Origin of the sequence: Pseudomonas mendocina, from assembly GCF_003008615.1 — a bacterium.
Taxonomy (GTDB): domain Bacteria; phylum Pseudomonadota; class Gammaproteobacteria; order Pseudomonadales; family Pseudomonadaceae; genus Aquipseudomonas; species Aquipseudomonas mendocina_C.
This window is the reverse complement of record NZ_CP027657.1, coordinates 3,020,352-3,040,000: the sequence shown is the minus strand read 5'-3', so window position 1 is coordinate 3,040,000 and position 19,649 is coordinate 3,020,352. Positions and strand designations below refer to the sequence as shown.

Annotated in this window: 15 protein-coding genes, 2 tRNA genes and 2 rRNA genes; 9 read left to right on the top strand and 10 right to left on the bottom strand. The window is 58.2% G+C overall.

What is annotated here, in order from left to right; all coding sequences use genetic code 11:
• Positions 1 to 104: 104 nt before the first annotated feature.
• The 5 genes from C7A17_RS14115 to tyrS all read right to left on the bottom strand — a co-directional run bounded on the left by C7A17_RS14115 (position 105) and on the right by tyrS (position 6,808).
• Positions 105 to 2,999 (bottom strand): 23S ribosomal RNA (locus tag C7A17_RS14115).
• A 253-nt stretch (positions 3,000 to 3,252) separates the two neighbouring features.
• Positions 3,253 to 3,328, bottom strand: a tRNA-Ala gene (locus tag C7A17_RS14110).
• 20 nt (positions 3,329 to 3,348) lie between these two features.
• Positions 3,349 to 3,425: transfer RNA gene (locus tag C7A17_RS14105), tRNA-Ile, on the bottom strand.
• Between the two features lie 85 nt (positions 3,426 to 3,510).
• Positions 3,511 to 5,047 (bottom strand): 16S ribosomal RNA (locus tag C7A17_RS14100).
• The 16S and 23S rRNA genes sit together here with 2 tRNA genes alongside, the layout of an rRNA operon.
• A 561-nt stretch (positions 5,048 to 5,608) precedes the next feature.
• Complete coding sequence (gene tyrS, locus C7A17_RS14090) at positions 5,609 to 6,808, bottom strand: tyrosine--tRNA ligase (RefSeq protein WP_106738629.1); 1,200 nt, start codon at positions 6,806 to 6,808, stop codon at positions 5,609 to 5,611.
• Between the two features lie 182 nt (positions 6,809 to 6,990).
• Here tyrS and C7A17_RS14085 point away from each other — a divergent pair, with 182 nt between their 5' ends.
• The gene (locus tag C7A17_RS14085) at positions 6,991 to 8,418 is read left to right on the top strand and encodes a peptidoglycan DD-metalloendopeptidase family protein (protein WP_106738628.1); all 1,428 of its coding nucleotides are present in this window, start codon (positions 6,991 to 6,993) and stop codon (positions 8,416 to 8,418) included.
• Between the two features lie 3 nt (positions 8,419 to 8,421).
• Positions 8,422 to 9,513 carry an anhydro-N-acetylmuramic acid kinase gene (locus tag C7A17_RS14080; protein WP_106738627.1) on the top strand — a complete coding sequence of 364 codons (1,092 nt, stop codon included), beginning with the start codon at positions 8,422 to 8,424 and terminating at the stop codon, positions 9,511 to 9,513.
• Between the two features lie 63 nt (positions 9,514 to 9,576).
• Here the strand turns inward: C7A17_RS14080 and erpA are convergent, their stop codons facing one another.
• The 4 genes from erpA to argC form a co-directional block, all read right to left on the bottom strand.
• Positions 9,577 to 9,927: an iron-sulfur cluster insertion protein ErpA gene (gene erpA / locus C7A17_RS14075; RefSeq protein ID WP_106738626.1), complete on the bottom strand. Its 351-nt coding sequence runs from the start codon at positions 9,925 to 9,927 to the stop codon at positions 9,577 to 9,579.
• A gap of 128 nt (positions 9,928 to 10,055) precedes the next feature.
• On the bottom strand, positions 10,056 to 10,466 hold the full coding sequence (locus C7A17_RS14070; protein WP_106738625.1) for a bactofilin family protein: 411 nt from the start codon (positions 10,464 to 10,466) through the stop codon (positions 10,056 to 10,058).
• Positions 10,456 to 11,199, bottom strand: a complete 744-nt coding sequence (locus C7A17_RS14065) for a DUF6776 family protein (RefSeq protein WP_234035805.1) — start codon at positions 11,197 to 11,199, stop codon at positions 10,456 to 10,458. Before C7A17_RS14065 ends, C7A17_RS14070 begins: the two co-directional genes overlap by 11 nt.
• Positions 11,196 to 12,230, bottom strand: coding sequence for an N-acetyl-gamma-glutamyl-phosphate reductase (gene argC, locus C7A17_RS14060; protein WP_106738624.1), 1,035 nt, complete (start codon positions 12,228 to 12,230; stop codon positions 11,196 to 11,198). Before argC ends, C7A17_RS14065 begins: the two co-directional genes overlap by 4 nt.
• A gap of 134 nt (positions 12,231 to 12,364) precedes the next feature.
• Between argC and hemJ the strand changes: the two genes are divergently transcribed.
• From hemJ to C7A17_RS14035, 5 genes are all read left to right on the top strand, one after another.
• Positions 12,365 to 12,793: a protoporphyrinogen oxidase HemJ gene (gene hemJ / locus C7A17_RS14055; RefSeq protein ID WP_106738623.1), complete on the top strand. Its 429-nt coding sequence runs from the start codon at positions 12,365 to 12,367 to the stop codon at positions 12,791 to 12,793.
• A 10-nt stretch (positions 12,794 to 12,803) separates the two neighbouring features.
• Positions 12,804 to 13,766 (top strand): NAD(P)H-dependent flavin oxidoreductase, encoded by a 963-nt coding sequence (locus tag C7A17_RS14050; protein ID WP_106738622.1) that lies wholly within the window; start codon positions 12,804 to 12,806, stop codon positions 13,764 to 13,766.
• Positions 13,763 to 15,025 (top strand): alanine racemase, encoded by a 1,263-nt coding sequence (locus tag C7A17_RS14045; RefSeq protein WP_106738621.1) that lies wholly within the window; start codon positions 13,763 to 13,765, stop codon positions 15,023 to 15,025. Before C7A17_RS14050 ends, C7A17_RS14045 begins: the two co-directional genes overlap by 4 nt.
• 122 nt (positions 15,026 to 15,147) lie before the next feature.
• On the top strand, positions 15,148 to 16,107 hold the full coding sequence (locus C7A17_RS14040) for a DUF805 domain-containing protein (protein ID WP_106738620.1): 960 nt from the start codon (positions 15,148 to 15,150) through the stop codon (positions 16,105 to 16,107).
• A 9-nt stretch (positions 16,108 to 16,116) separates the two neighbouring features.
• Positions 16,117 to 16,905, top strand: coding sequence for an SDR family NAD(P)-dependent oxidoreductase (locus C7A17_RS14035; RefSeq protein ID WP_106738619.1), 789 nt, complete (start codon positions 16,117 to 16,119; stop codon positions 16,903 to 16,905).
• 8 nt (positions 16,906 to 16,913) lie between these two features.
• Here C7A17_RS14035 and C7A17_RS14030 read toward each other — a convergent pair whose 3' ends face one another.
• Positions 16,914 to 18,395, bottom strand: a complete 1,482-nt coding sequence (locus tag C7A17_RS14030) for an AAA family ATPase (protein WP_106738618.1) — start codon at positions 18,393 to 18,395, stop codon at positions 16,914 to 16,916.
• Positions 18,396 to 18,495: 100 nt separating this feature from the next.
• Here C7A17_RS14030 and C7A17_RS14025 point away from each other — a divergent pair, with 100 nt between their 5' ends.
• Positions 18,496 to 18,834: a histidine triad nucleotide-binding protein gene (locus tag C7A17_RS14025; RefSeq protein ID WP_106738617.1), complete on the top strand. Its 339-nt coding sequence runs from the start codon at positions 18,496 to 18,498 to the stop codon at positions 18,832 to 18,834.
• Positions 18,834 to 19,643 carry a formylglycine-generating enzyme family protein gene (locus C7A17_RS14020; protein ID WP_106738616.1) on the top strand — a complete coding sequence of 270 codons (810 nt, stop codon included), beginning with the start codon at positions 18,834 to 18,836 and terminating at the stop codon, positions 19,641 to 19,643. The genes C7A17_RS14025 and C7A17_RS14020 overlap by 1 nt, the downstream gene beginning before the upstream one ends.
• Positions 19,644 to 19,649: the final 6 nt, after the last annotated feature.

The following is a 19,649-nucleotide window of genomic DNA, read 5'->3' as shown; positions in this document are numbered from 1 at the left end:
ATTGGGTATGTGATTCGTAATTTGTAGTTCTTGCAAACTTTCGGCTTTCTGTCGACTTCACCATCGACACCCTCTGCTTTGAGGGCAGATTGTTTGGGTGTTATATGGTCAAGCCTCACGGGCAATTAGTATTGGTTAGCTCAACGCCTCACAGCGCTTACACACCCAACCTATCAACGTCGTAGTCTTCGACGGCCCTTTAGGGAGCTCAAGGCTCCAGTGAGATCTCATCTTGAGGCAAGTTTCCCGCTTAGATGCTTTCAGCGGTTATCTTTTCCGAACATAGCTACCCGGCAATGCCACTGGCGTGACAACCGGAACACCAGAGGTTCGTCCAACCCGGTCCTCTCGTACTAAGGTCAGCCCCTCTCAAATCTCAAACGTCCACGGCAGATAGGGACCGAACTGTCTCACGACGTTCTAAACCCAGCTCGCGTACCACTTTAAATGGCGAACAGCCATACCCTTGGGACCGGCTTCAGCCCCAGGATGTGATGAGCCGACATCGAGGTGCCAAACACCGCCGTCGATATGAACTCTTGGGCGGTATCAGCCTGTTATCCCCGGAGTACCTTTTATCCGTTGAGCGATGGCCCTTCCATACAGAACCACCGGATCACTAAGACCTACTTTCGTACCTGCTCGACGTGTCTGTCTCGCAGTCAAGCGCGCTTTTGCCTTTATACTCTACGACCGATTTCCGACCGGTCTGAGCGCACCTTCGTACTCCTCCGTTACTCTTTGGGAGGAGACCGCCCCAGTCAAACTACCCACCATACACTGTCCTCGATCCGGATAACGGACCAGAGTTAGAACCTCAAGGTTGCCAGGGTGGTATTTCAAGGATGGCTCCATGAGAACTGGCGTCCCCACTTCAAAGCCTCCCACCTATCCTACACAAGCAAGCTCAAAGTCCAGTGCAAAGCTATAGTAAAGGTTCACGGGGTCTTTCCGTCTAGCCGCGGATACACTGCATCTTCACAGCGATTTCAATTTCACTGAGTCTCGGGTGGAGACAGCGCCGCCATCGTTACGCCATTCGTGCAGGTCGGAACTTACCCGACAAGGAATTTCGCTACCTTAGGACCGTTATAGTTACGGCCGCCGTTTACCGGGGCTTCGATCAAGAGCTTCGCTTGCGCTAACCCCATCAATTAACCTTCCGGCACCGGGCAGGCGTCACACCCTATACGTCCACTTTCGTGTTTGCAGAGTGCTGTGTTTTTAATAAACAGTCGCAGCGGCCTGGTATCTTCGACCGGCATGGGCTTACGTAGTAAATACTTCACCCTCACCGGCGCACCTTCTCCCGAAGTTACGGTGCCATTTTGCCTAGTTCCTTCACCCGAGTTCTCTCAAGCGCCTTGGTATTCTCTACCTAACCACCTGTGTCGGTTTGGGGTACGGTTCCTAGTTACCTGAAGCTTAGAAGCTTTTCCTGGAAGCATGGCATCAACCACTTCGCATTCTAAAAGAACGCTCGTCATCAGCTCTCGGCCTTAAGATCCCGGATTTACCTAAGATCTCAGCCTACCACCTTAAACACGGACAACCAACGCCGTGCTGGCCTAGCCTTCTCCGTCCCTCCATCGCAGTAACTAGAAGTACGGGAATATTAACCCGTTTCCCATCGACTACGCATTTCTGCCTCGCCTTAGGGGCCGACTAACCCTGCGTCGATTAACGTTGCGCAGGAAACCTTGGTCTTTCGGCGTGCGAGTTTTTCACTCGCATTGTCGTTACTCATGTCAGCATTCGCACTTCTGATACCTCCAGCAAGCTTCTCAACTCACCTTCACAGGCTTACAGAACGCTCCTCTACCGCTCATCCAAAGGATGAACCCGTAGCTTCGGTGTATGGTTTGAGCCCCGTTACATCTTCCGCGCAGGCCGACTCGACTAGTGAGCTATTACGCTTTCTTTAAAGGGTGGCTGCTTCTAAGCCAACCTCCTAGCTGTCTAAGCCTTCCCACATCGTTTCCCACTTAACCATAACTTTGGGACCTTAGCTGACGGTCTGGGTTGTTTCCCTTTTCACGACGGACGTTAGCACCCGCCGTGTGTCTCCCGTGCTGACACTTGCTGGTATTCGGAGTTTGCATCGGTTTGGTAAGTCGGGATGACCCCCTAGCCGAAACAGTGCTCTACCCCCAGCAGTGATACACGAGGCGCTACCTAAATAGCTTTCGAGGAGAACCAGCTATCTCCGAGCTTGATTAGCCTTTCACTCCGATCCACAGGTCATCCGCTAACTTTTCAACGGTAGTCGGTTCGGTCCTCCAGTCAGTGTTACCTAACCTTCAACCTGCCCATGGATAGATCGCCCGGTTTCGGGTCTATACCCAGCGACTAAAGCGCCCTATTAAGACTCGCTTTCGCTACGCCTCCCCTATTCGGTTAAGCTCGCCACTGAATATAAGTCGCTGACCCATTATACAAAAGGTACGCAGTCACCCAACAAAGTAGGCTCCCACTGCTTGTACGCATACGGTTTCAGGTTCTATTTCACTCCCCTCTCCGGGGTTCTTTTCGCCTTTCCCTCACGGTACTGGTTCACTATCGGTCAGTCAGTAGTATTTAGCCTTGGAGGATGGTCCCCCCATGTTCAGACAAAGTTTCTCGTGCTCCGTCCTACTCGATTTCATTGATAAGAGATTTTCGTGTACGGGGCTATCACCCACTACGGCGGAACTTTCCAGAACCTTCCACTAATCTCAAATCAACTTAAGGGCTAGTCCCCGTTCGCTCGCCACTACTTAGGGAATCTCGGTTGATTTCTATTCCTCAGGGTACTTAGATGTTTCAGTTCCCCTGGTTCGCCTCTTGCACCTATGGATTCAGTACAAGATAACCAGCTTATGCTGGCTGGGTTCCCCCATTCAGAGATCTCCGGGTCATAACGGTTGTTTGCCACCTAACCGGAGCTTATCGCAGGCTACCACGTCTTTCATCGCCTCTGACTGCCAAGGCATCCACCGTATGCGCTTCTTCACTTGACCATATAACCCCAAGCAATCTGGTTACTGTCTCAATCGTGAAGACGACATTCGCCGAAAATTTGCGTCTTGAGAACTACAAATTTTACCTTGACCAGATCAATTGCCAGTGAAAGCAATTAATCAGTCACTTCTATCACATACCCAAATTTTTAAAGAACGATGTTTCGACTGATCAAAAGACCAGAAATCAACACTCTTCTGCTTCTGCAGGAATGCTCATTTCTGAACTCTTACGCTACGATCAAACTGTAAGTGGTGGAGCCAAGCGGGATCGAACCGCTGACCTCCTGCGTGCAAGGCAGGCGCTCTCCCAGCTGAGCTATGGCCCCGTAAGCATCTGCACCTGAATTGGTAGGTCTGGGCAGATTTGAACTGCCGACCTCACCCTTATCAGGGGTGCGCTCTAACCAACTGAGCTACAGACCTATAACAGGGTCGCGTTACAGCATCGTCTTCTACAATGAATCAAGCAATTCGTGTGGGAGCTTATGAGAAAGCTGAAGTCTTCGATTAAGGAGGTGATCCAGCCGCAGGTTCCCCTACGGCTACCTTGTTACGACTTCACCCCAGTCATGAATCACTCCGTGGTAACCGTCCCCCCGAAGGTTAGACTAGCTACTTCTGGAGCAACCCACTCCCATGGTGTGACGGGCGGTGTGTACAAGGCCCGGGAACGTATTCACCGTGACATTCTGATTCACGATTACTAGCGATTCCGACTTCACGCAGTCGAGTTGCAGACTGCGATCCGGACTACGATCGGTTTTATGGGATTAGCTCCACCTCGCGGCTTGGCAACCCTTTGTACCGACCATTGTAGCACGTGTGTAGCCCTGGCCGTAAGGGCCATGATGACTTGACGTCATCCCCACCTTCCTCCGGTTTGTCACCGGCAGTCTCCTTAGAGTGCCCACCATAACGTGCTGGTAACTAAGGACAAGGGTTGCGCTCGTTACGGGACTTAACCCAACATCTCACGACACGAGCTGACGACAGCCATGCAGCACCTGTGTCTGAGTTCCCGAAGGCACCAATCCATCTCTGGAAAGTTCTCAGCATGTCAAGGCCAGGTAAGGTTCTTCGCGTTGCTTCGAATTAAACCACATGCTCCACCGCTTGTGCGGGCCCCCGTCAATTCATTTGAGTTTTAACCTTGCGGCCGTACTCCCCAGGCGGTCAACTTAATGCGTTAGCTGCGCCACTAAGTACTCAAGGTACCCAACGGCTAGTTGACATCGTTTACGGCGTGGACTACCAGGGTATCTAATCCTGTTTGCTCCCCACGCTTTCGCACCTCAGTGTCAGTATCAGTCCAGGTGGTCGCCTTCGCCACTGGTGTTCCTTCCTATATCTACGCATTTCACCGCTACACAGGAAATTCCACCACCCTCTACCGTACTCTAGCTCGCCAGTTTTGGATGCAGTTCCCAGGTTGAGCCCGGGGCTTTCACATCCAACTTAACGAACCACCTACGCGCGCTTTACGCCCAGTAATTCCGATTAACGCTTGCACCCTTCGTATTACCGCGGCTGCTGGCACGAAGTTAGCCGGTGCTTATTCTGTCGGTAACGTCAAAATTGCAGAGTATTAATCTACAACCCTTCCTCCCAACTTAAAGTGCTTTACAATCCGAAGACCTTCTTCACACACGCGGCATGGCTGGATCAGGCTTTCGCCCATTGTCCAATATTCCCCACTGCTGCCTCCCGTAGGAGTCTGGACCGTGTCTCAGTTCCAGTGTGACTGATCATCCTCTCAGACCAGTTACGGATCGTAGCCTTGGTGAGCCATTACCTCACCAACTAGCTAATCCGACCTAGGCTCATCTGATAGCGCAAGGCCCGAAGGTCCCCTGCTTTCTCCCGTAGGACGTATGCGGTATTAGCGCCCGTTTCCGGACGTTATCCCCCACTACCAGGCAGATTCCTAGGCATTACTCACCCGTCCGCCGCTAAATCAGAGAGCAAGCTCTCTTCATCCGCTCGACTTGCATGTGTTAGGCCTGCCGCCAGCGTTCAATCTGAGCCATGATCAAACTCTTCAGTTCAATACTGCTTGGGTTTTGAGAAAACCCTAAACTTGGCTCAGCAATCGCAAATAAACTCTCGAATTCACGAGTGTTACTTGTGATGCTGATAATCAGTCGACTATCAGTCTTACCTCACAAGCACCCACACGAATTGCTTGATTCAGTTGTTAAAGAACATTCGGTTAAGTCTTTCGCCTCAACCAAGGCCGCGCATTCTACAGCAGCCTCTCTATCTGTCAAGCTGTTTTTCGAATTTGTTTCCGGAGAAACTTCTTTCTACTCAACCACTTGCGCTTTCGATCAGAACTTCTTCTCTCCAGCGGGAGGCGCATTCTACAGCGTTCAAAACCGCTGTCAACCACCTCTTTCAAACCGCTTTCGATCCATTCGACCGAAGCATCAACAGGATCAAACCACCACCCCGTCGACCCGTGCGCATTCTACACACCACCTCCAGCTTTGCAACCCCTCTTTTAAACTTAACTTATTGATTAACAAGAAGTTTTTGAAGAGCTTCATCGCTGAAGTGGCGCGCATTCTACATCCAACAGAACGCGCGTCAAGCATTTATTTGAACTATTACTCAGCCTTTAGCGTAACGCGGGCAAATGCTTTCTTTCCTGCCTGGCAAACGTGAGCAGCCCCCACCCTGAACAGGAACGTGCGATCAACCACCTGACCATCTACACGCACACCGCCCGAACCCAGCAGATCACGCGCAACCGCCGCATTCTTTACCAAGCCCGCCTTATTAAGGACGGACGAGATCGGCATATCCTCAGCAGAAGCCAAAACAACCTCCGGCAGATCTTCCGGCAGCTCACCGTCCTTCATGCGATTGCCCGCCGAACGATGAGCATTGGCAGCCGCCTCCTCACCATGGAAACGCGCGACAAGCTCTTCTGCCAGCTTGATCTTGATATCACGCGGATTGGCGCCCCGCTCGACATCGCGTTTGAACTGTTCGATTTCATCCATGGAGCGGAAGCTGAGCAGCTCGAAGTAACGCCACATCAAGGCGTCCGGCATGGACACCAGCTTGTTGTACATCACGCCAGGCGCTTCCTGGATACCTACGTAGTTACCCAGGGACTTGGACATCTTCTTAACGCCGTCCAAACCCTCCAGCAAAGGCATGGTGACGATGCACTGCGACTCCTGACCGTAGGCCCGTTGCAGCTCGCGCCCCATCAGCAGGTTGAACTTTTGATCAGTACCGCCCAGCTCGACATCTGCCTTGAGCGCTACGGAGTCATAGCCCTGCACCAGCGGATAGAGGAACTCATGGATAGCGATTGGTTGATTGCTGGTGTAGCGCTTGTCGAAATCATCACGCTCGAGCATGCGAGCCACGGTGTATTGCGATGCCAGGCGAATGAAGTCAGCCGGCTTGAGCTGATCCATCCAGGTAGAATTGAAAGCGACCTCGGTCTTGGCTGGGTCAAGAATCTTGAAAACCTGCTGTTTGTAAGTCTCAGCGTTATCCAGCACCTGCTCGCGAGTCAGCGGCGGACGAGTAGCGCTCTTGCCACTGGGATCACCGATCATTCCGGTGAAGTCACCGATCAGGAAGACCACCTGGTGACCAAGCTCCTGGAACTGACGCAGCTTATTAATAAGGACGGTGTGGCCAAGATGCAGATCTGGTGCGGTAGGATCGAACCCAGCCTTGATCCGCAGCGGCTGACCCCGCTTGAGCTTCTCGACCAGCTCAGCTTCAACCAGAACCTCTTCCGCACCGCGCTTGATCAGCGCCAGCTGCTCTTCGACCGACTTCATGAGAAAAACCCGCAACCACTGGAAATTGAAAGGGAACCAACCATACAAGATCGCGAACTAATTACAAGTTTTGCCCAGGGTAAGCGCCTTGAGCATCCACTCGGCATGTCAAGGGTTGCCCCGAGCCGATTTTGGTTATATTTTATACAGTTAATACACATTCCAAGAAAACGCCTCACGCCATGACGCAAAATATCCCTAAAGCCCCGCCCTACCCTAAGAGCCATATCCTGGCTGCTAGTGGTGTAGCTGCGCTGCTGAGCCTGGCTCTGCTGGTGTTTCCTTCGCGTGAAGTCGAAGCGCAGAAAACCTTCCTCGACCTGGATCTGGGCAACGATGCCGAGATGGTGCTGCAGGAAAAGGACGATCTCCGAGCGGGATTGCCAGTGCCAGGTGCAGCCTCGCCATTTGCCGATATCGAGCAAGGCACCGAAACCGCCGAGAACAGCGCAGAAGACGCTGACGAAGACCTCCTAGAAACAGCTGACACCACTCCTCCTTCCGATCCCAACCACCACAACGTCACGGTCAGTAATGGCGATACGCTTTCTACCGTGTTCGCCAAGGTCGGTCTGAACGCCAATGATCTGCATGAGGCACTCAACAGCAGCAAAGACGCCAAGCAGTTCAGCCGTCTCAAAGTCGGCCAGGTGCTGGACTTCGAACTGAACGAAGAAGGCAAGCTGAAGAGCCTGCAGAGCAAACTCAGCGATCTGGAAACCATCCGCCTTAGCCGCACCGACAAGGGTTTCGATTTCCAACGCGATCAGGTCAAACCGGAAGTGGTAACCGCCTACAGCCGTGGCGTGATCAACAGCTCGTTGTTTCTCTCTGCCAAACGTGCAGGCCTGTCTCATAACCTGACCATGGATCTGGCCAATGTGTTCGGCTACGACATCGACTTCGCCATGGATATTCGCGAAGGCGACGAATTCGAAGTGATCTACGAAGAGAAGGTGGTCAACGGCAAACGCGTTGGCACCGGCAACATTCTCTCAGCGCGCTTCACCAACCGCGGCAAGACTTACACCGCCGTCCGCTACACCAGCAAGCAGGGCACCACCAGCTACTACAACGCCAATGGCGAAAGCATGCGCAAGGCGTTCATCCGTACCCCGGTGGATTTCGCTCGCATCAGTTCGCGTTTCTCCACTGGCCGCAAGCACCCCATCCTGAACAAGATTCGCGCACACAAAGGCGTCGACTATGCAGCACCACGTGGTACGCCGATCAAGGCTGCCGGTGACGGCCGCGTCACCCTGGCCGGGCGTAACGGCGGCTACGGCAATACCGTGATCATCCAGCATGGTCAACGCTACCGTACCCTCTACGCACATATGCAAGGCTTCGCCAAAGGCGTGCGCAATGGCTCGAACGTCAAGCAAGGGCAGATCATCGGTTATATCGGCACGACCGGTCTTTCTACCGGCCCTCACCTGCACTATGAGTTCCAGGTCAACGGCGTACATGTCGACCCGCTCAGTCAGAAACTGCCGATGGCCGATCCTATCGCCGCCAGCGAAAAGCAACGTTTCATGCAGCTGAGCAAACCGCTGATGGCTCGCATGGATCAGGAAAAGGCCACCATGCTGGCCGCCAATCAACAATAAGCCATGCCTCTCTATCTCGGCGTGATGTCCGGTACCAGCCTGGACGGACTGGACATCGCGCTGATCGAGCATGATCAGCACACCCGCCTATTGGCCACCGCCTATCGCCCCATGCCTGAGCAACTGCGCAGCGACATGCTGGCGCTCTGTGCATCGGGAGCCGATGAACTGGCTCGCGCCGCACTCGCAGAACAGCAATGGGTTGAGTTGGCAGCCACTGCCATCGGCGAACTACTGCAGCAGCAAGGCCTGCAGCCACAGCAAATCCGCGCAATCGGCAGCCATGGCCAGACCGTACGACACGAACCTGCACGTGGATTCACCATCCAGATTGGTAACCCGGCACTGCTGGCCGAGCTGACCGGCATCTGCGTGGTGGGCGATTTCCGGCGGCGTGATGTAGCCGCTGGGGGCCAGGGCGCCCCCTTGGTGCCAGCCTTCCATCAGACTTTGTTTAGCGACAGCGGCAAACACGTCGCGGTACTCAATGTCGGCGGATTCAGCAATTTGAGTCTGCTTTCTCCGGGCCAGGAAGTTCTGGGGTTCGACAGCGGCCCGGGCAATGTCCTGCTCGACGCCTGGATCCAGCATTGCCAAGGGCAAGCCTATGATCGCAATGGCGACTGGGCTGCCACCGGCCAGGTACATGCCGAGCTGTTAACTCGCCTGCTGGGTGATCCCTTCTTCGCTGCGCAGGGCCCGAAGAGCACTGGGCGCGAGCTGTTCAACCTGGATTGGCTGCTCAGGCATTTGCAGACACTTGCGCCCATTGCCGCAGAGGATGTGCAGGCGACCCTGGTCGAGCTTACTGCCCATAGCATCGTCGGCGCGCTGCGCAAGGCACAAGCCCAGACCGATGCCCTGCTGGTATGCGGTGGAGGCGCTCATAACCAGTGCCTGATGACGCGTCTGGGTTCACTGCTACCAGAAGCTCATGTCACCAGCACGGCCGACCGGGGTATCGACCCCGACTGGGTCGAAGCCATGGCATTCGCCTGGCTCGCCCATTGTGCCCTCGAGGGCATCCCTGGCAATCGCCCCAGCGTGACCGGAGCACGCGGCCTGCGCGTACTCGGTGCCATCTACCCCGCCTAGGGATGTAGCGAGCAAACGAAAACGCCGCGCACTAGGCGCGGCGTTTCATTCCAACGAATCGCTTCAGATCGAGAAAGACGAACCACAGCCACACGTCGTGGTGGCGTTGGGGTTCTTGATCACGAAACGCGAGCCTTCCAGGCCTTCCTGATAATCGACCTCCGAGCCTGCCAGGTACTGGAAGCTCATGGCATCGACCACCAGACTGACCCCTTCGCGCTCGACGATGGTGTCATCTTCAGCAATGTCTTCATCGAAGGTGAAGCCATATTGAAAGCCCGAGCAACCGCCGCCCGTGACGAACACGCGCAGTTTCAGGCGTGGATTACCCTCTTCATCGACCAGGGTCTTCACCTTGCTGGCCGCACCTTGGGTGAAGTGCAAGGGGGCAGGGGTGAAGGTTTCGACGCTCATGCTATGACTCCCGGCGCCACGCGCCATACTGCGTTAGCAGGTTGTTGAAAACTACCTACGTTGCCTGGCTGTCGCTAAGAACAGCCTGCTAGGCAAGCATTATCCGCTTGCCCTACAAAATTGGTCAACTATTGCTCGGCATCCACTGTCGCCGGAAGCTCCAGCGGCCGCTCGCCATCTTTCAGGTGATAGAGCCGGCCTTCGATCTGCGCCCCCATGGCCATTTCCATGAGCCCGTAGTGCAGGTTGCCACGCACCCGGGAGCGCGAACCCAGCTCAAGGTGACCGCTGGAGAAGACATCCCCGATTACCTCACCGTCGATCACGATATGGGGGGCGCGAATCTCACCTTCAACCATACCGCCCACGCTGACTCGCACCAGCCCCTCGGTCGCCAGCAGATTACCGGTGACCCGGCCATCTACCTGCACCGCGCCCTGAAAGCGCATATCACCCACCAGCTCGGCACCAGCGGCGATCAGACTGGTTTTGCCGCTGAAACGCTGCAAATCGGGCTTGGCCTTGTCTTTATTCCACATGGGTGGGTATCACTCCTGATTTTATCCAATCGAACGTACGATCCAGCGGTTTGTCACCTTCGACCTCCGCACGAACCTTGACCTGTAGCGGCTCGAAACCGTCAGGCAGTTGCAGCTCACCGAAGCGTCCGGCCTCGGGGAAAGACTGAAAGTGCTTGAAGGAGAACGGAATGGCACTCTCGTTCACCTCATCGGACAGCGCCGACAGCTCCAGACTGACGTCCTTGCCGCCCTGCTTGCCTTCGATGGTGATGCGCAACTGCCCCTGCAGCGGCTCATCGCTGGTACCGACGCGGCTCATCAGCACTTTGTAGCGGAAACGTTGCGGTACATCCGTCGCTTGCAACTCAAAGGCACGCAGACGAATGCCTTCGCGGCGGCTGGCCGGAGCCAGTACGCCTTTGTAGAAAGCCAAATCCTGCTGCTGCTTGAAGATCTGCTCCTCGAGCAGCTTGATGGTACGACGGTTCTGCTCGATGGCCTGCTGGCTGACCTTGTCACTGCTGCCGACCACGGCCAGGCGCTGACGTAACAACTCCAGTTCCTGATCCTGCTCAGCCAGACGGGTGAGCAGCGCCTGATCATCACCCTGACGCTGCTGAAACTGTTGCTGAGGCCAGTACATGCCGATCAGGAATGCTGCCGGCACGGCCAGCAGCAACAGAAACAACAGCCAACGGCGCCGGCGATCACGACGTGGATCGCTGAGGCGAACCTCCCAGGCCGGTGTCACGGCAGCAGGGCCGCATGGGACAGACCGAGGCGCTCATCGAGACCAAAGAGAATGTTCATGTTCTGCACGGCTTGGCCCGATGCCCCCTTGACCAGGTTATCGATCACCGACAGCACCACGACCAGATCGCCACCCTGTGGGCGGTGCACGGCGATGCGGCAGACGTTGCCGCCACGCACGCTACGGGTTTCCGGATGACTACCGGCCGGCATCACGTCGACGAAGGGTTCATTCGCGTAACGCTTCTCGAACAGCGCCTGGAGATCCACCGAGGTATCGGCCACACGGGCGTAGAGAGTGGCGTGAATGCCGCGAATCATCGGCGTCAGATGTGGCACGAAAGTCAGGCCGACATCACTGCCAGCAGCCAGGCGCAGGCCTTGGCGAATTTCCGGGAGATGGCGATGGCCCTTCACTGCGTAGGCTTTCATGCTTTCGCCCGCCTCGCAGAACAGAGAACCGACACTGGCTCCGCGCCCCGCACCACTGACACCGCTCTTGCAGTCGGCGATCAGACTGGCGGTATCGGCCAGACCGGCTTCGAGCAGCGGAATAAGACCAAGCTGAGCGGCTGTCGGATAGCAACCAGGCACGGCAATCAGGCGCGCTGCCTTGATCGCCTCACGGTTGACCTCGGGCAGGCCGTATACCGCCTCGCTCAGCAGCTCCGGCGCGCCATGTGGCTGACCGTACCACTTGGCCCACTCCTCGGCGTCCTGCAGGCGGAAGTCGGCGGACAGGTCGATAACCCGCGTGCCGGCGGCCAGCAGCTCACCTGCCAGGGCATGTGCAACGCCATGCGGCGTGGCGAAGAACACCACGTCACAGGCACCCAACGTGGCGACGTCCGGCACGCTGAAAGCGAGATCCGGGTAATGGCCACGCAGGTTCGGGTACATCTCGTCGACGCGCAGGCCGGCCTCGGAACGGGAAGTGATCACGGCCACTTCTGCCTGCGGATGTTGCGCCAGCAGACGCAGCAGTTCGACACCGGTGTAGCCCGTGCCGCCGACGATACCGACCTTGATCATCACATGCCCCTTTGCAAAAACCATTGGAAAGGTGCCGATGATAAAGCCGCATCGGCCAAGCTCCAACCGCGGAGGTGACTCAGACTGTCAGCTACCTCTACTATCGAGGACATTTTCCCGCGCAAGGATCGAAAATGCTCTACCTATGGCTCAAGGCCCTGCACATCATTGCCATGGTCTGCTGGTTCGCTGGTCTGTTCTACCTGCCGCGCCTGTTCGTCTACCACGCCATGAGCAGCGATACCATCAGCCACGAGCGTTTCTGCATCATGGAGCGCAAGCTCTATCGCGGCATCATGATCCCGTCGATGATTCTCACCCTGGCTCTCGGCATCTGGCTGCTGAGCCTCAACCCCAGCTACTACTTCAGCCAAGGCTGGATGCACGCCAAGCTCACGCTGGTCATCGCCCTGGTGATCTATCACCACCTGTGCGGTACTCAGCTCAAGCGTTTCGCTCGCGGCGAGAACAGCCGCGGCCATGTGTTCTACCGCTGGTTCAACGAGGCGCCGGTACTGGCGTTGCTCGGCATCGTCATCCTGGTCGTCGTTCGCCCTTTCTGAGGAAATCGCCATGTCTCTGCCTGCCCTGCTCGAGCAACGCCTGCGTTTACCCCTGGTAGCCGCCCCGATGTTCCTGGTATCCAACCCTGCCCTGGTCAGCGCCTGCTGCAACAGCGGTATCGTCGGTAGCTTCCCGGCACTGAACCAACGTGAAAGCGCAGGTTTCAGCGCCTGGCTGGATGAGATTTCCGCCAGCCTGACAGCCGACGCCGCGCCCTTTGCCGTCAACCTGATCGTTCACCAGAGTAACCCGCGGCTGCAGGCGGATCTGGCGATCTGCGTCGAGCGCCGCGTACCTATCGTCATCACCAGCCTCGGCGCGGTGAAGGAAGTGGTCGACGCGGTGCATAGCTACGGTGGTCTGGTGTTCCATGACGTAACCACCCGTCGACATGCCGAGAAAGCCGCCGAAGCGGGCGTCGACGGCCTGATCGCCGTTGCTGCCGGTGCCGGCGGACATGCTGGCACCTGGAGCCCGTTTGCCCTGCTGGCCGAGATACGCCAGTTCTTCGACAAAACCGTACTGCTGTCAGGCTGCCTCAACCATGGCCACGAAATTCTCGCGGCGCAGTTGCTCGGCGCCGACCTGGCCTACATGGGCACCCGCTTCATCGCCACGACCGAGAACAATGCCTCGCAGGCTTACAAGGAGATGATCCTGGGCGCCCGAGCTGCCGACATCATCCATACCCCCGCCGTCTCCGGCGTACCGGCCAGCTTCATGCGCCAGAGCCTGGAACAGGCCGGCTTCGACCTGAAGCAACTGCAGAACAAGGCCGATATCAACTACGGTGAGAAGCTCAAGCCGATGGATGAAGAAGCCAAGGCCTGGAAAACCGTGTGGTCGGCCGGCCAGGGCGTCGGCGGTATCGATGACCTGCCATCGGTACAAGCACTCGTGGCACGACTGGACAACGAGTACCGCGCCGCACTGACGCAGAGCCAGCAATTGGGACAACGCTGGCCCCGATGAAGCGTCGCCATCTGCTGGGCCTGGGCGCCCTCGGCTTGCTCGGGGGCTGGGCACTGCGGCCACATGATCGTGGCCGAGAGCATGATGCCTACTTCGCCGCGCTCAACCAGCAGATGCGGCGTGACGCCGAAGGCATTCCGACACTGCTGATCGATCTTGATCGCCTGGATGCCAACGCGGATCTACTGGCCGAGCGTTTGCGCGGTCGCCTGGAACTGCGCCTGGTGGCCAAGTCCCTGGCCAGCAATGGCCTACTCGACTACCTGGCCAAGCGTCTACAAACCCAGCGCTTCATGGTCTTTCACCAGCCTCAGCTGAACCGTCTGGCTCGTGATTTCCCGCAAGCCGACCTGCTGCTGGGTAAACCCATGCCGGTACAGGCGGCCCTGACGTTCTACCGCCAGCTACCGCGATACCTGCCTTTCGATCCAGCACGCCAACTGACCTGGCTGATCGACAGCGAAGCGCGCTTGTTGCAATACGCCGAACTGTCCACGGCCTTGCAGCAGCCGCTGCGTATCGCCCTGGAGATAGATATCGGTCTGCAGCGCGGTGGTTTCACTACGCCGCAAGCGCTGGGCCAGGCGCTGCAACACCTGCACCAGCACCCAACGCTGCAACTACAGGGACTGATGGGCTATGACGCGCATGTCGCCCACACGCCTCCCTGGACCTCGCAGCAACAATCCTTCACCGACGCCAACGCTCGCTATCGCGAGTTCATTGCTGCTGCTGAGGCCTTCCCCAAGCTATGGCCCGCGACACCGCTGCTCAATGGTGGTGGAAGCTTGACCTACCCGCTACACAGCCAACTGGATACGTCGCTCAACGAGATCGCCGTAGGTTCGGCGCTGCTCATGCCCGGGGAGTTCGATACCCCTCTGTTGGCGCAGCACCAGACAGCACTGTGGATCGCCAGCCCCCTGCTGAAGGCTGCCGATGGCGCGCTGCCCTACCTGCAGCCGGTACAGCCCTTGATCGCCAGCTGGAATCCAAATCGCCAGCGAGCGTACTACCTCTATGGTGGGCGCTGGCCTGCACAACCGGTCTCGCCCGAAGGGCTCGACTACGACGCGCTCTATGGCCGCAGCGCCAACCAGGAGCGCCTGATCGGCAGCGCGAGCACCGGTTTGAGCGAGGACGACTGGGTATTTCTGCGACCGGCCATCAGCGAAGGCCTGCTGGCCGATTTCAATGAAATACGCCTATTGCGACGTGGCCAACTGGTCGGTCGCTGGAGCACCCTGCCCAACGGTTGAAGCACGGCTACGAACTGTGCTCCAGGCCGCTTGTGCATTGGCCTCACCGCACTCTAGGCTAGGAACCTGTTCCCGAACGGGCCAGCAGCTCACTCCAACTTCCCGCCGACAAGGAAGCTCGCATGAACCAACCGCGTTACAAGATCGTGTTCGACGGCCAATTGATGCCCGAGACCACGCTGGAAACGGTCAAGGAAAATTTGGCCCGCCTGTTCAAGAGCGATCAAGCCCGCATCGACAGCTTGTTCAATGGCAATCCGGTAGCGCTCAAGCGCGACCTGGGTGAAAGCGAGGCCGTTCAATACCTCAGTGCCTTGCAGAAGGCCGGCGCCAAGGTGCGCAAGGAGTTGGATCAGGCTGCCAGCCTGAGCCTGATACCGACCGACGACGAGGTACAGCAGGCCACGCAGGTCGATACCTCCAGCATGAGCTGCCCCAAGTGTGGCCACCAGCAAGCCAAGGCCAACGAATGCGCGGCCTGCGGCATCATCATCGAGAAGTACCTGGCGCGTCAGGCGCAACTGGCCGAACAACCTCAAGCCGCAACGACTGCCAGCAACGCATCGCCCTATGCCCCGCCACAAGCCAATGTCGCGGAGCGTCTGCCCGAGTTCGGCGAACTCAAGGTGTTCGGCGTGAATGGCCGCATAGGTCGCGTACGTTATCTGGGCTGGCTGATGGCGATGACCCTGTGTTCCATTCCGATCCTGGGTGCATGGATCGGCCTGACAGCGCTCTCCTCGACTCTGGGCATGCTGGTGATCGGCCTGCTCAGCATTGCCGCCATCGTCGTCAGCGTTTTTATCGGCGTGCAGCGCCTGCATGACATCGGCTGGTCGGGCTGGCTGCTGCTGGTTCACCTGATTCCGGTCGTGGGTAGCGTATTCGCCTTGCTGATGCTGATCATCCCTGGCACCCAGGGCGCGAATCGCTTCGGGCCACCACCGCCGCCCAACAGCACATCGGTCAAGATTCTGGCCTGGTTGTTCCTGCTGATTCCCATCAGCGGTATCGTTGCCGCCATCGCCATTCCCCAGTATCAGGGCTACGCCGAACGCGCCGCCGAATACCAGGAGCAGTAACCGCCTACCATGCGCAGTTATGCATTGATCACCGGAGCATCCAGCGGCATTGGCCTGGCCATGGCCGAAGCCCTGGCGCGCCGAGGGCGTCATCTGATTCTGGTGGCGCGCCGCCGCGATGCGCTGGAAAGCATCGCCTGTGAGTTGGCGCAACGTTTCGGTGTCGAGGTGCTGTTTCGCCTCTGCGACCTCAGCGAGCCACTGCAACTGTCGGGTCTGCTACATGAACTGGAACAGGGACAGTGGCGAATCGATCTGCTGGTGAATAATGCCGGGCTCGGCTGCGCAGGCCCATTCCTGGAGCAGGACTGGAGCCGCGAACGGGAACAACTGGAGGTCAACGTGCTGGCCCTGACACGCCTGTGCCACGCACTCGGCCAGCACATGGCGCAACAGGGCGGCGGACAGATTCTCAACGTGGCATCGATTGCCGCCTTTCAGCCGGGCCCGTGGATGAGTAGCTACTACGCCAGCAAAGCCTATGTGCTGCACTTCTCCGAAGGTCTGCGTGAAGAGTTGCGCCCACGCGGGATACAGGTTTCCGTGCTCTGCCCCGGGCCGACGCACAGCGCGTTCTTCCGCGGCGCACAGATGAACGTCGCCCGTCTGGAAGGCAGCAAATTGATGATGAAAGCCGAGGAAGTGGCGCTCATCACGATACGTGCACTGGAGAAAAACCGCGCCATCATCATTCCCGGTTGGCGTAATCGCCTGTTGGCACTCAGCCCGCGTCTGGCGCCACGCTGGCTGGTACGTAAACTCAGTGGTCGCCTGACCCGGCCATTCACCGGCTCCTGAGCAGGTCGCTAACCGGCATTGACCGTCCGCCCATCGGCCCAGTGGCGAAGCTCGGCCAGCCGCTCGGCCATCACCACCGACAGCGGCGCAGTACCTTGCAGTGCCCGTAGCATCAACGCCTGATCGACAGCCTGCTGCTGCGCCTGCCCGGCGTACAGCGCACTGACCACCGCCTGCTCGATCTCCGCCCCGGAAAAACCTTCGCTGGCCGCAGCCAGTTGCAACAGATCGAATGCTGCCGACTCCAGCTCGCGGCGCTGCAGGTGGATACGGAAAATCTCGGCGCGCACCTCGGCACTGGGCAGATCAACGAAGAACAACTCGTCGAAACGCCCCTTGCGCACCAGCTCCGGTGGCAAGCGGTCGATGGCGTTGGCCGTGGCGACGACGAACACCGGCGCCTTGCGCTCGGCCATCCAGGTCAACAGCGTGCCCAGTACGCGCTGGCTCACGCCGCCGTCATGATCACCGCTGGCCAGGCCCTTCTCCACTTCGTCCATCCACAGCACACAGGGCGCCATCTGCTCCGCCAGACGCAGTGCTTCGCGCAGGTTGCGCTCGGTTTCGCCGAAGAACTTGTTGTACAGGCAAGCGAAATCCAGCCGCAGCAGTGGCAGCCCCCACAATCCGGCGACGGCCTTGGCCGCCAGACTCTTGCCGCCACCCTGCACGCCGACCAGCATGACCCCTTTGGGTGCGTCAGCGATCTTGCCCTCGATGAAACCAGCCTGACGCTCGGCCAGCCAACGTTTGAGATTGAGCAACCCGCCAACATCGGCAAAGCGCGCGGTGTCGTATTCGAAACTGAGTACGCCTTCCAGATCCAGTAACTGGAACTTGGTCTTGTTCAGTTCGGGGATATCTTCCTGGGTAATCGCACCGTCATCGCAGATCACATTACGCGCCAGCGCCCGCGCTTCGGCGTGACTGAGACCTCGCAGGTTCTTCACCACCTGTTGCAGGGTGCGATTGTCAGTGCGCACCCGCGCGCCTCGATGGCGCTCGCTCCAGCGCGTGGCCTCGTCACGAACGATGCTCAGCAGCTCATCTTCCGAAGGCAGGGACAGGCTGAAGCGCGCCGCGTAGCGTTGCACCTCGGCCGGCAACTTGAGCGCATGGGAAACCAATACCAGGGTCGGCTTGTGCGCCGCCTCGCTCATGGCGATTTCCTTGAGCAGGCGCACCAGGCGGGGGTTGTCGGCAAGGAACGGATGCAGATCGCACATCACGTAGAGGTTGGGCTGCGGGTCAGCCTTGATCATGCGCAGCGCGGCTTCCGGCTCCAGCGTTGCCGATTCATCCACGGGTGCACCCGCAAAACCAAGGTGCTGCAGGCCTTCCGTCACCGACCAGGTGTGCAGCCCAAGGCCGCGTTTCACGGCCAGCCCGGTCAGGGTTTCCAGCACACGCAGCTCGTCCCAGGACTCGATGACCACCAGCTTGACCTTCGAGTCCAGCACCAAACCCAGATCGTGAATATCGTTCTTCAACACCCGCTCCTTCTGAAAGCCACGCCGAGGCGGCGCTCGCGCCCTCGATAGCAGCAGGCTGTTAAACTCCCGGCCTCGACCATCGCCAGGAGTCCGCCGCATGGACTGTCTGTTCTGCAAGATCGTCGCTGGTGAAATTCCGGCGCGCAAGCTCTATGAGGACGATCAGATCATCGCCTTTCACGATATCGCGCCGCAGGCACCCGTTCACTTTCTGCTGTTCCCGAAACGACACATCGCCACCCTCAATGACCTGAAGGAAAGCGACAAGCCACTGGCCGGGCACCTGCTTTACAGCGCCCAGCGTCTGGCCAGCGAACAGGGCTGCGAGGAAGGTTTCCGCCTGGTGATGAATTGCAACGACCTCGGCGGGCAGACGGTTCATCACATCCATATGCACGTGCTCGGACAGCGCCAGCTGCACTGGCCTCCGGGTTGATGCGCCTGCTGACGGGCATTGCCCTGACACTGCTGACGCTGCCGGCCTGGAGCCTGCAACCGGGGCAGGTATTTCATGACGAGCTCGACGCTGGCGGCAATGGCCCGCAGTTGGTGGTCGTGCCTGCCGGGCAGTTCCTCATGGGCGATGGCAGCGGGCGTGGCAATCACAACGAACGTCCGCAACGGGCCATCGAGATCGCGGCTCCATTTGCTATTGGTCGTTACGAGGTGACCTTCGCGGACTGGCAGCGTTATGCCGCCGCCAGTGGCACCCAGATGCCGGATAACGAAGGCTGGGGGCTTTCGTCTACGCGCCCGGTGATCCATGTGTCGTGGCGCGATGCCCATGCCTATACGCAATGGCTGTCCAGGCAGACTGGCGCACGTTATCGCCTGCCGACCGAAGCCGAGTGGGAATATGCCGCACGTGGAGGCAGCACGACCTACTACTGGTGGGGCGATGAGCTGGACAGTACAGAAGCACGGCCACGCGCCCACTGCCGCGGCTGCTCCAGCCCGCGTCTGCTGCAGAACAAGACGGCCACGGCAGGCCAATTCCCCGCCAATGGCTTCGGCCTCTACGACACCGCCGGCAATGTCTGGGAATGGACAGCTTCGCGCTTCACGCAAAGCTTCGATGGCAACGAAACACAGAGTGCCGGCCTGCTCGACAACAGCCCGCGCGTCGTGCGCGGTGGTGCCTGGAACAGTGGCCCAGCCTACCTGCGCAGCAGCATGCGCGACCTCAAGCAGCCTCATCATCGCGATTACGCCCTAGGCTTTCGCGTGGTGCGCGAACTGCCTTGATGGGCG

Bases quoted from the DNA above. Each gene is read 5' to 3' on its own strand.
- tyrS (WP_106738629.1), bottom strand. From the start codon at position 6,808: ATGAAGTCGGTCGAAGAGCAGCTGGCGCTGATCAAGCGCGGTGCGGAA.
- C7A17_RS14085 (WP_106738628.1), top strand. From the start codon at position 6,991: ATGACGCAAAATATCCCTAAAGCCCCGCCCTACCCTAAGAGCCATATC.
- C7A17_RS14080 (WP_106738627.1), top strand. From the start codon at position 8,422: ATGCCTCTCTATCTCGGCGTGATGTCCGGTACCAGCCTGGACGGACTG.
- erpA (WP_106738626.1), bottom strand. From the start codon at position 9,927: ATGAGCGTCGAAACCTTCACCCCTGCCCCCTTGCACTTCACCCAAGGT.
- C7A17_RS14070 (WP_106738625.1), bottom strand. From the start codon at position 10,466: ATGTGGAATAAAGACAAGGCCAAGCCCGATTTGCAGCGTTTCAGCGGC.
- argC (WP_106738624.1), bottom strand. From the start codon at position 12,230: ATGATCAAGGTCGGTATCGTCGGCGGCACGGGCTACACCGGTGTCGAA.
- hemJ (WP_106738623.1), top strand. From the start codon at position 12,365: ATGCTCTACCTATGGCTCAAGGCCCTGCACATCATTGCCATGGTCTGC.
- C7A17_RS14050 (WP_106738622.1), top strand. From the start codon at position 12,804: ATGTCTCTGCCTGCCCTGCTCGAGCAACGCCTGCGTTTACCCCTGGTA.
- C7A17_RS14045 (WP_106738621.1), top strand. From the start codon at position 13,763: ATGAAGCGTCGCCATCTGCTGGGCCTGGGCGCCCTCGGCTTGCTCGGG.
- C7A17_RS14040 (WP_106738620.1), top strand. From the start codon at position 15,148: ATGAACCAACCGCGTTACAAGATCGTGTTCGACGGCCAATTGATGCCC.
- C7A17_RS14035 (WP_106738619.1), top strand. From the start codon at position 16,117: ATGCGCAGTTATGCATTGATCACCGGAGCATCCAGCGGCATTGGCCTG.
- C7A17_RS14025 (WP_106738617.1), top strand. From the start codon at position 18,496: ATGGACTGTCTGTTCTGCAAGATCGTCGCTGGTGAAATTCCGGCGCGC.
- C7A17_RS14020 (WP_106738616.1), top strand. From the start codon at position 18,834: ATGCGCCTGCTGACGGGCATTGCCCTGACACTGCTGACGCTGCCGGCC.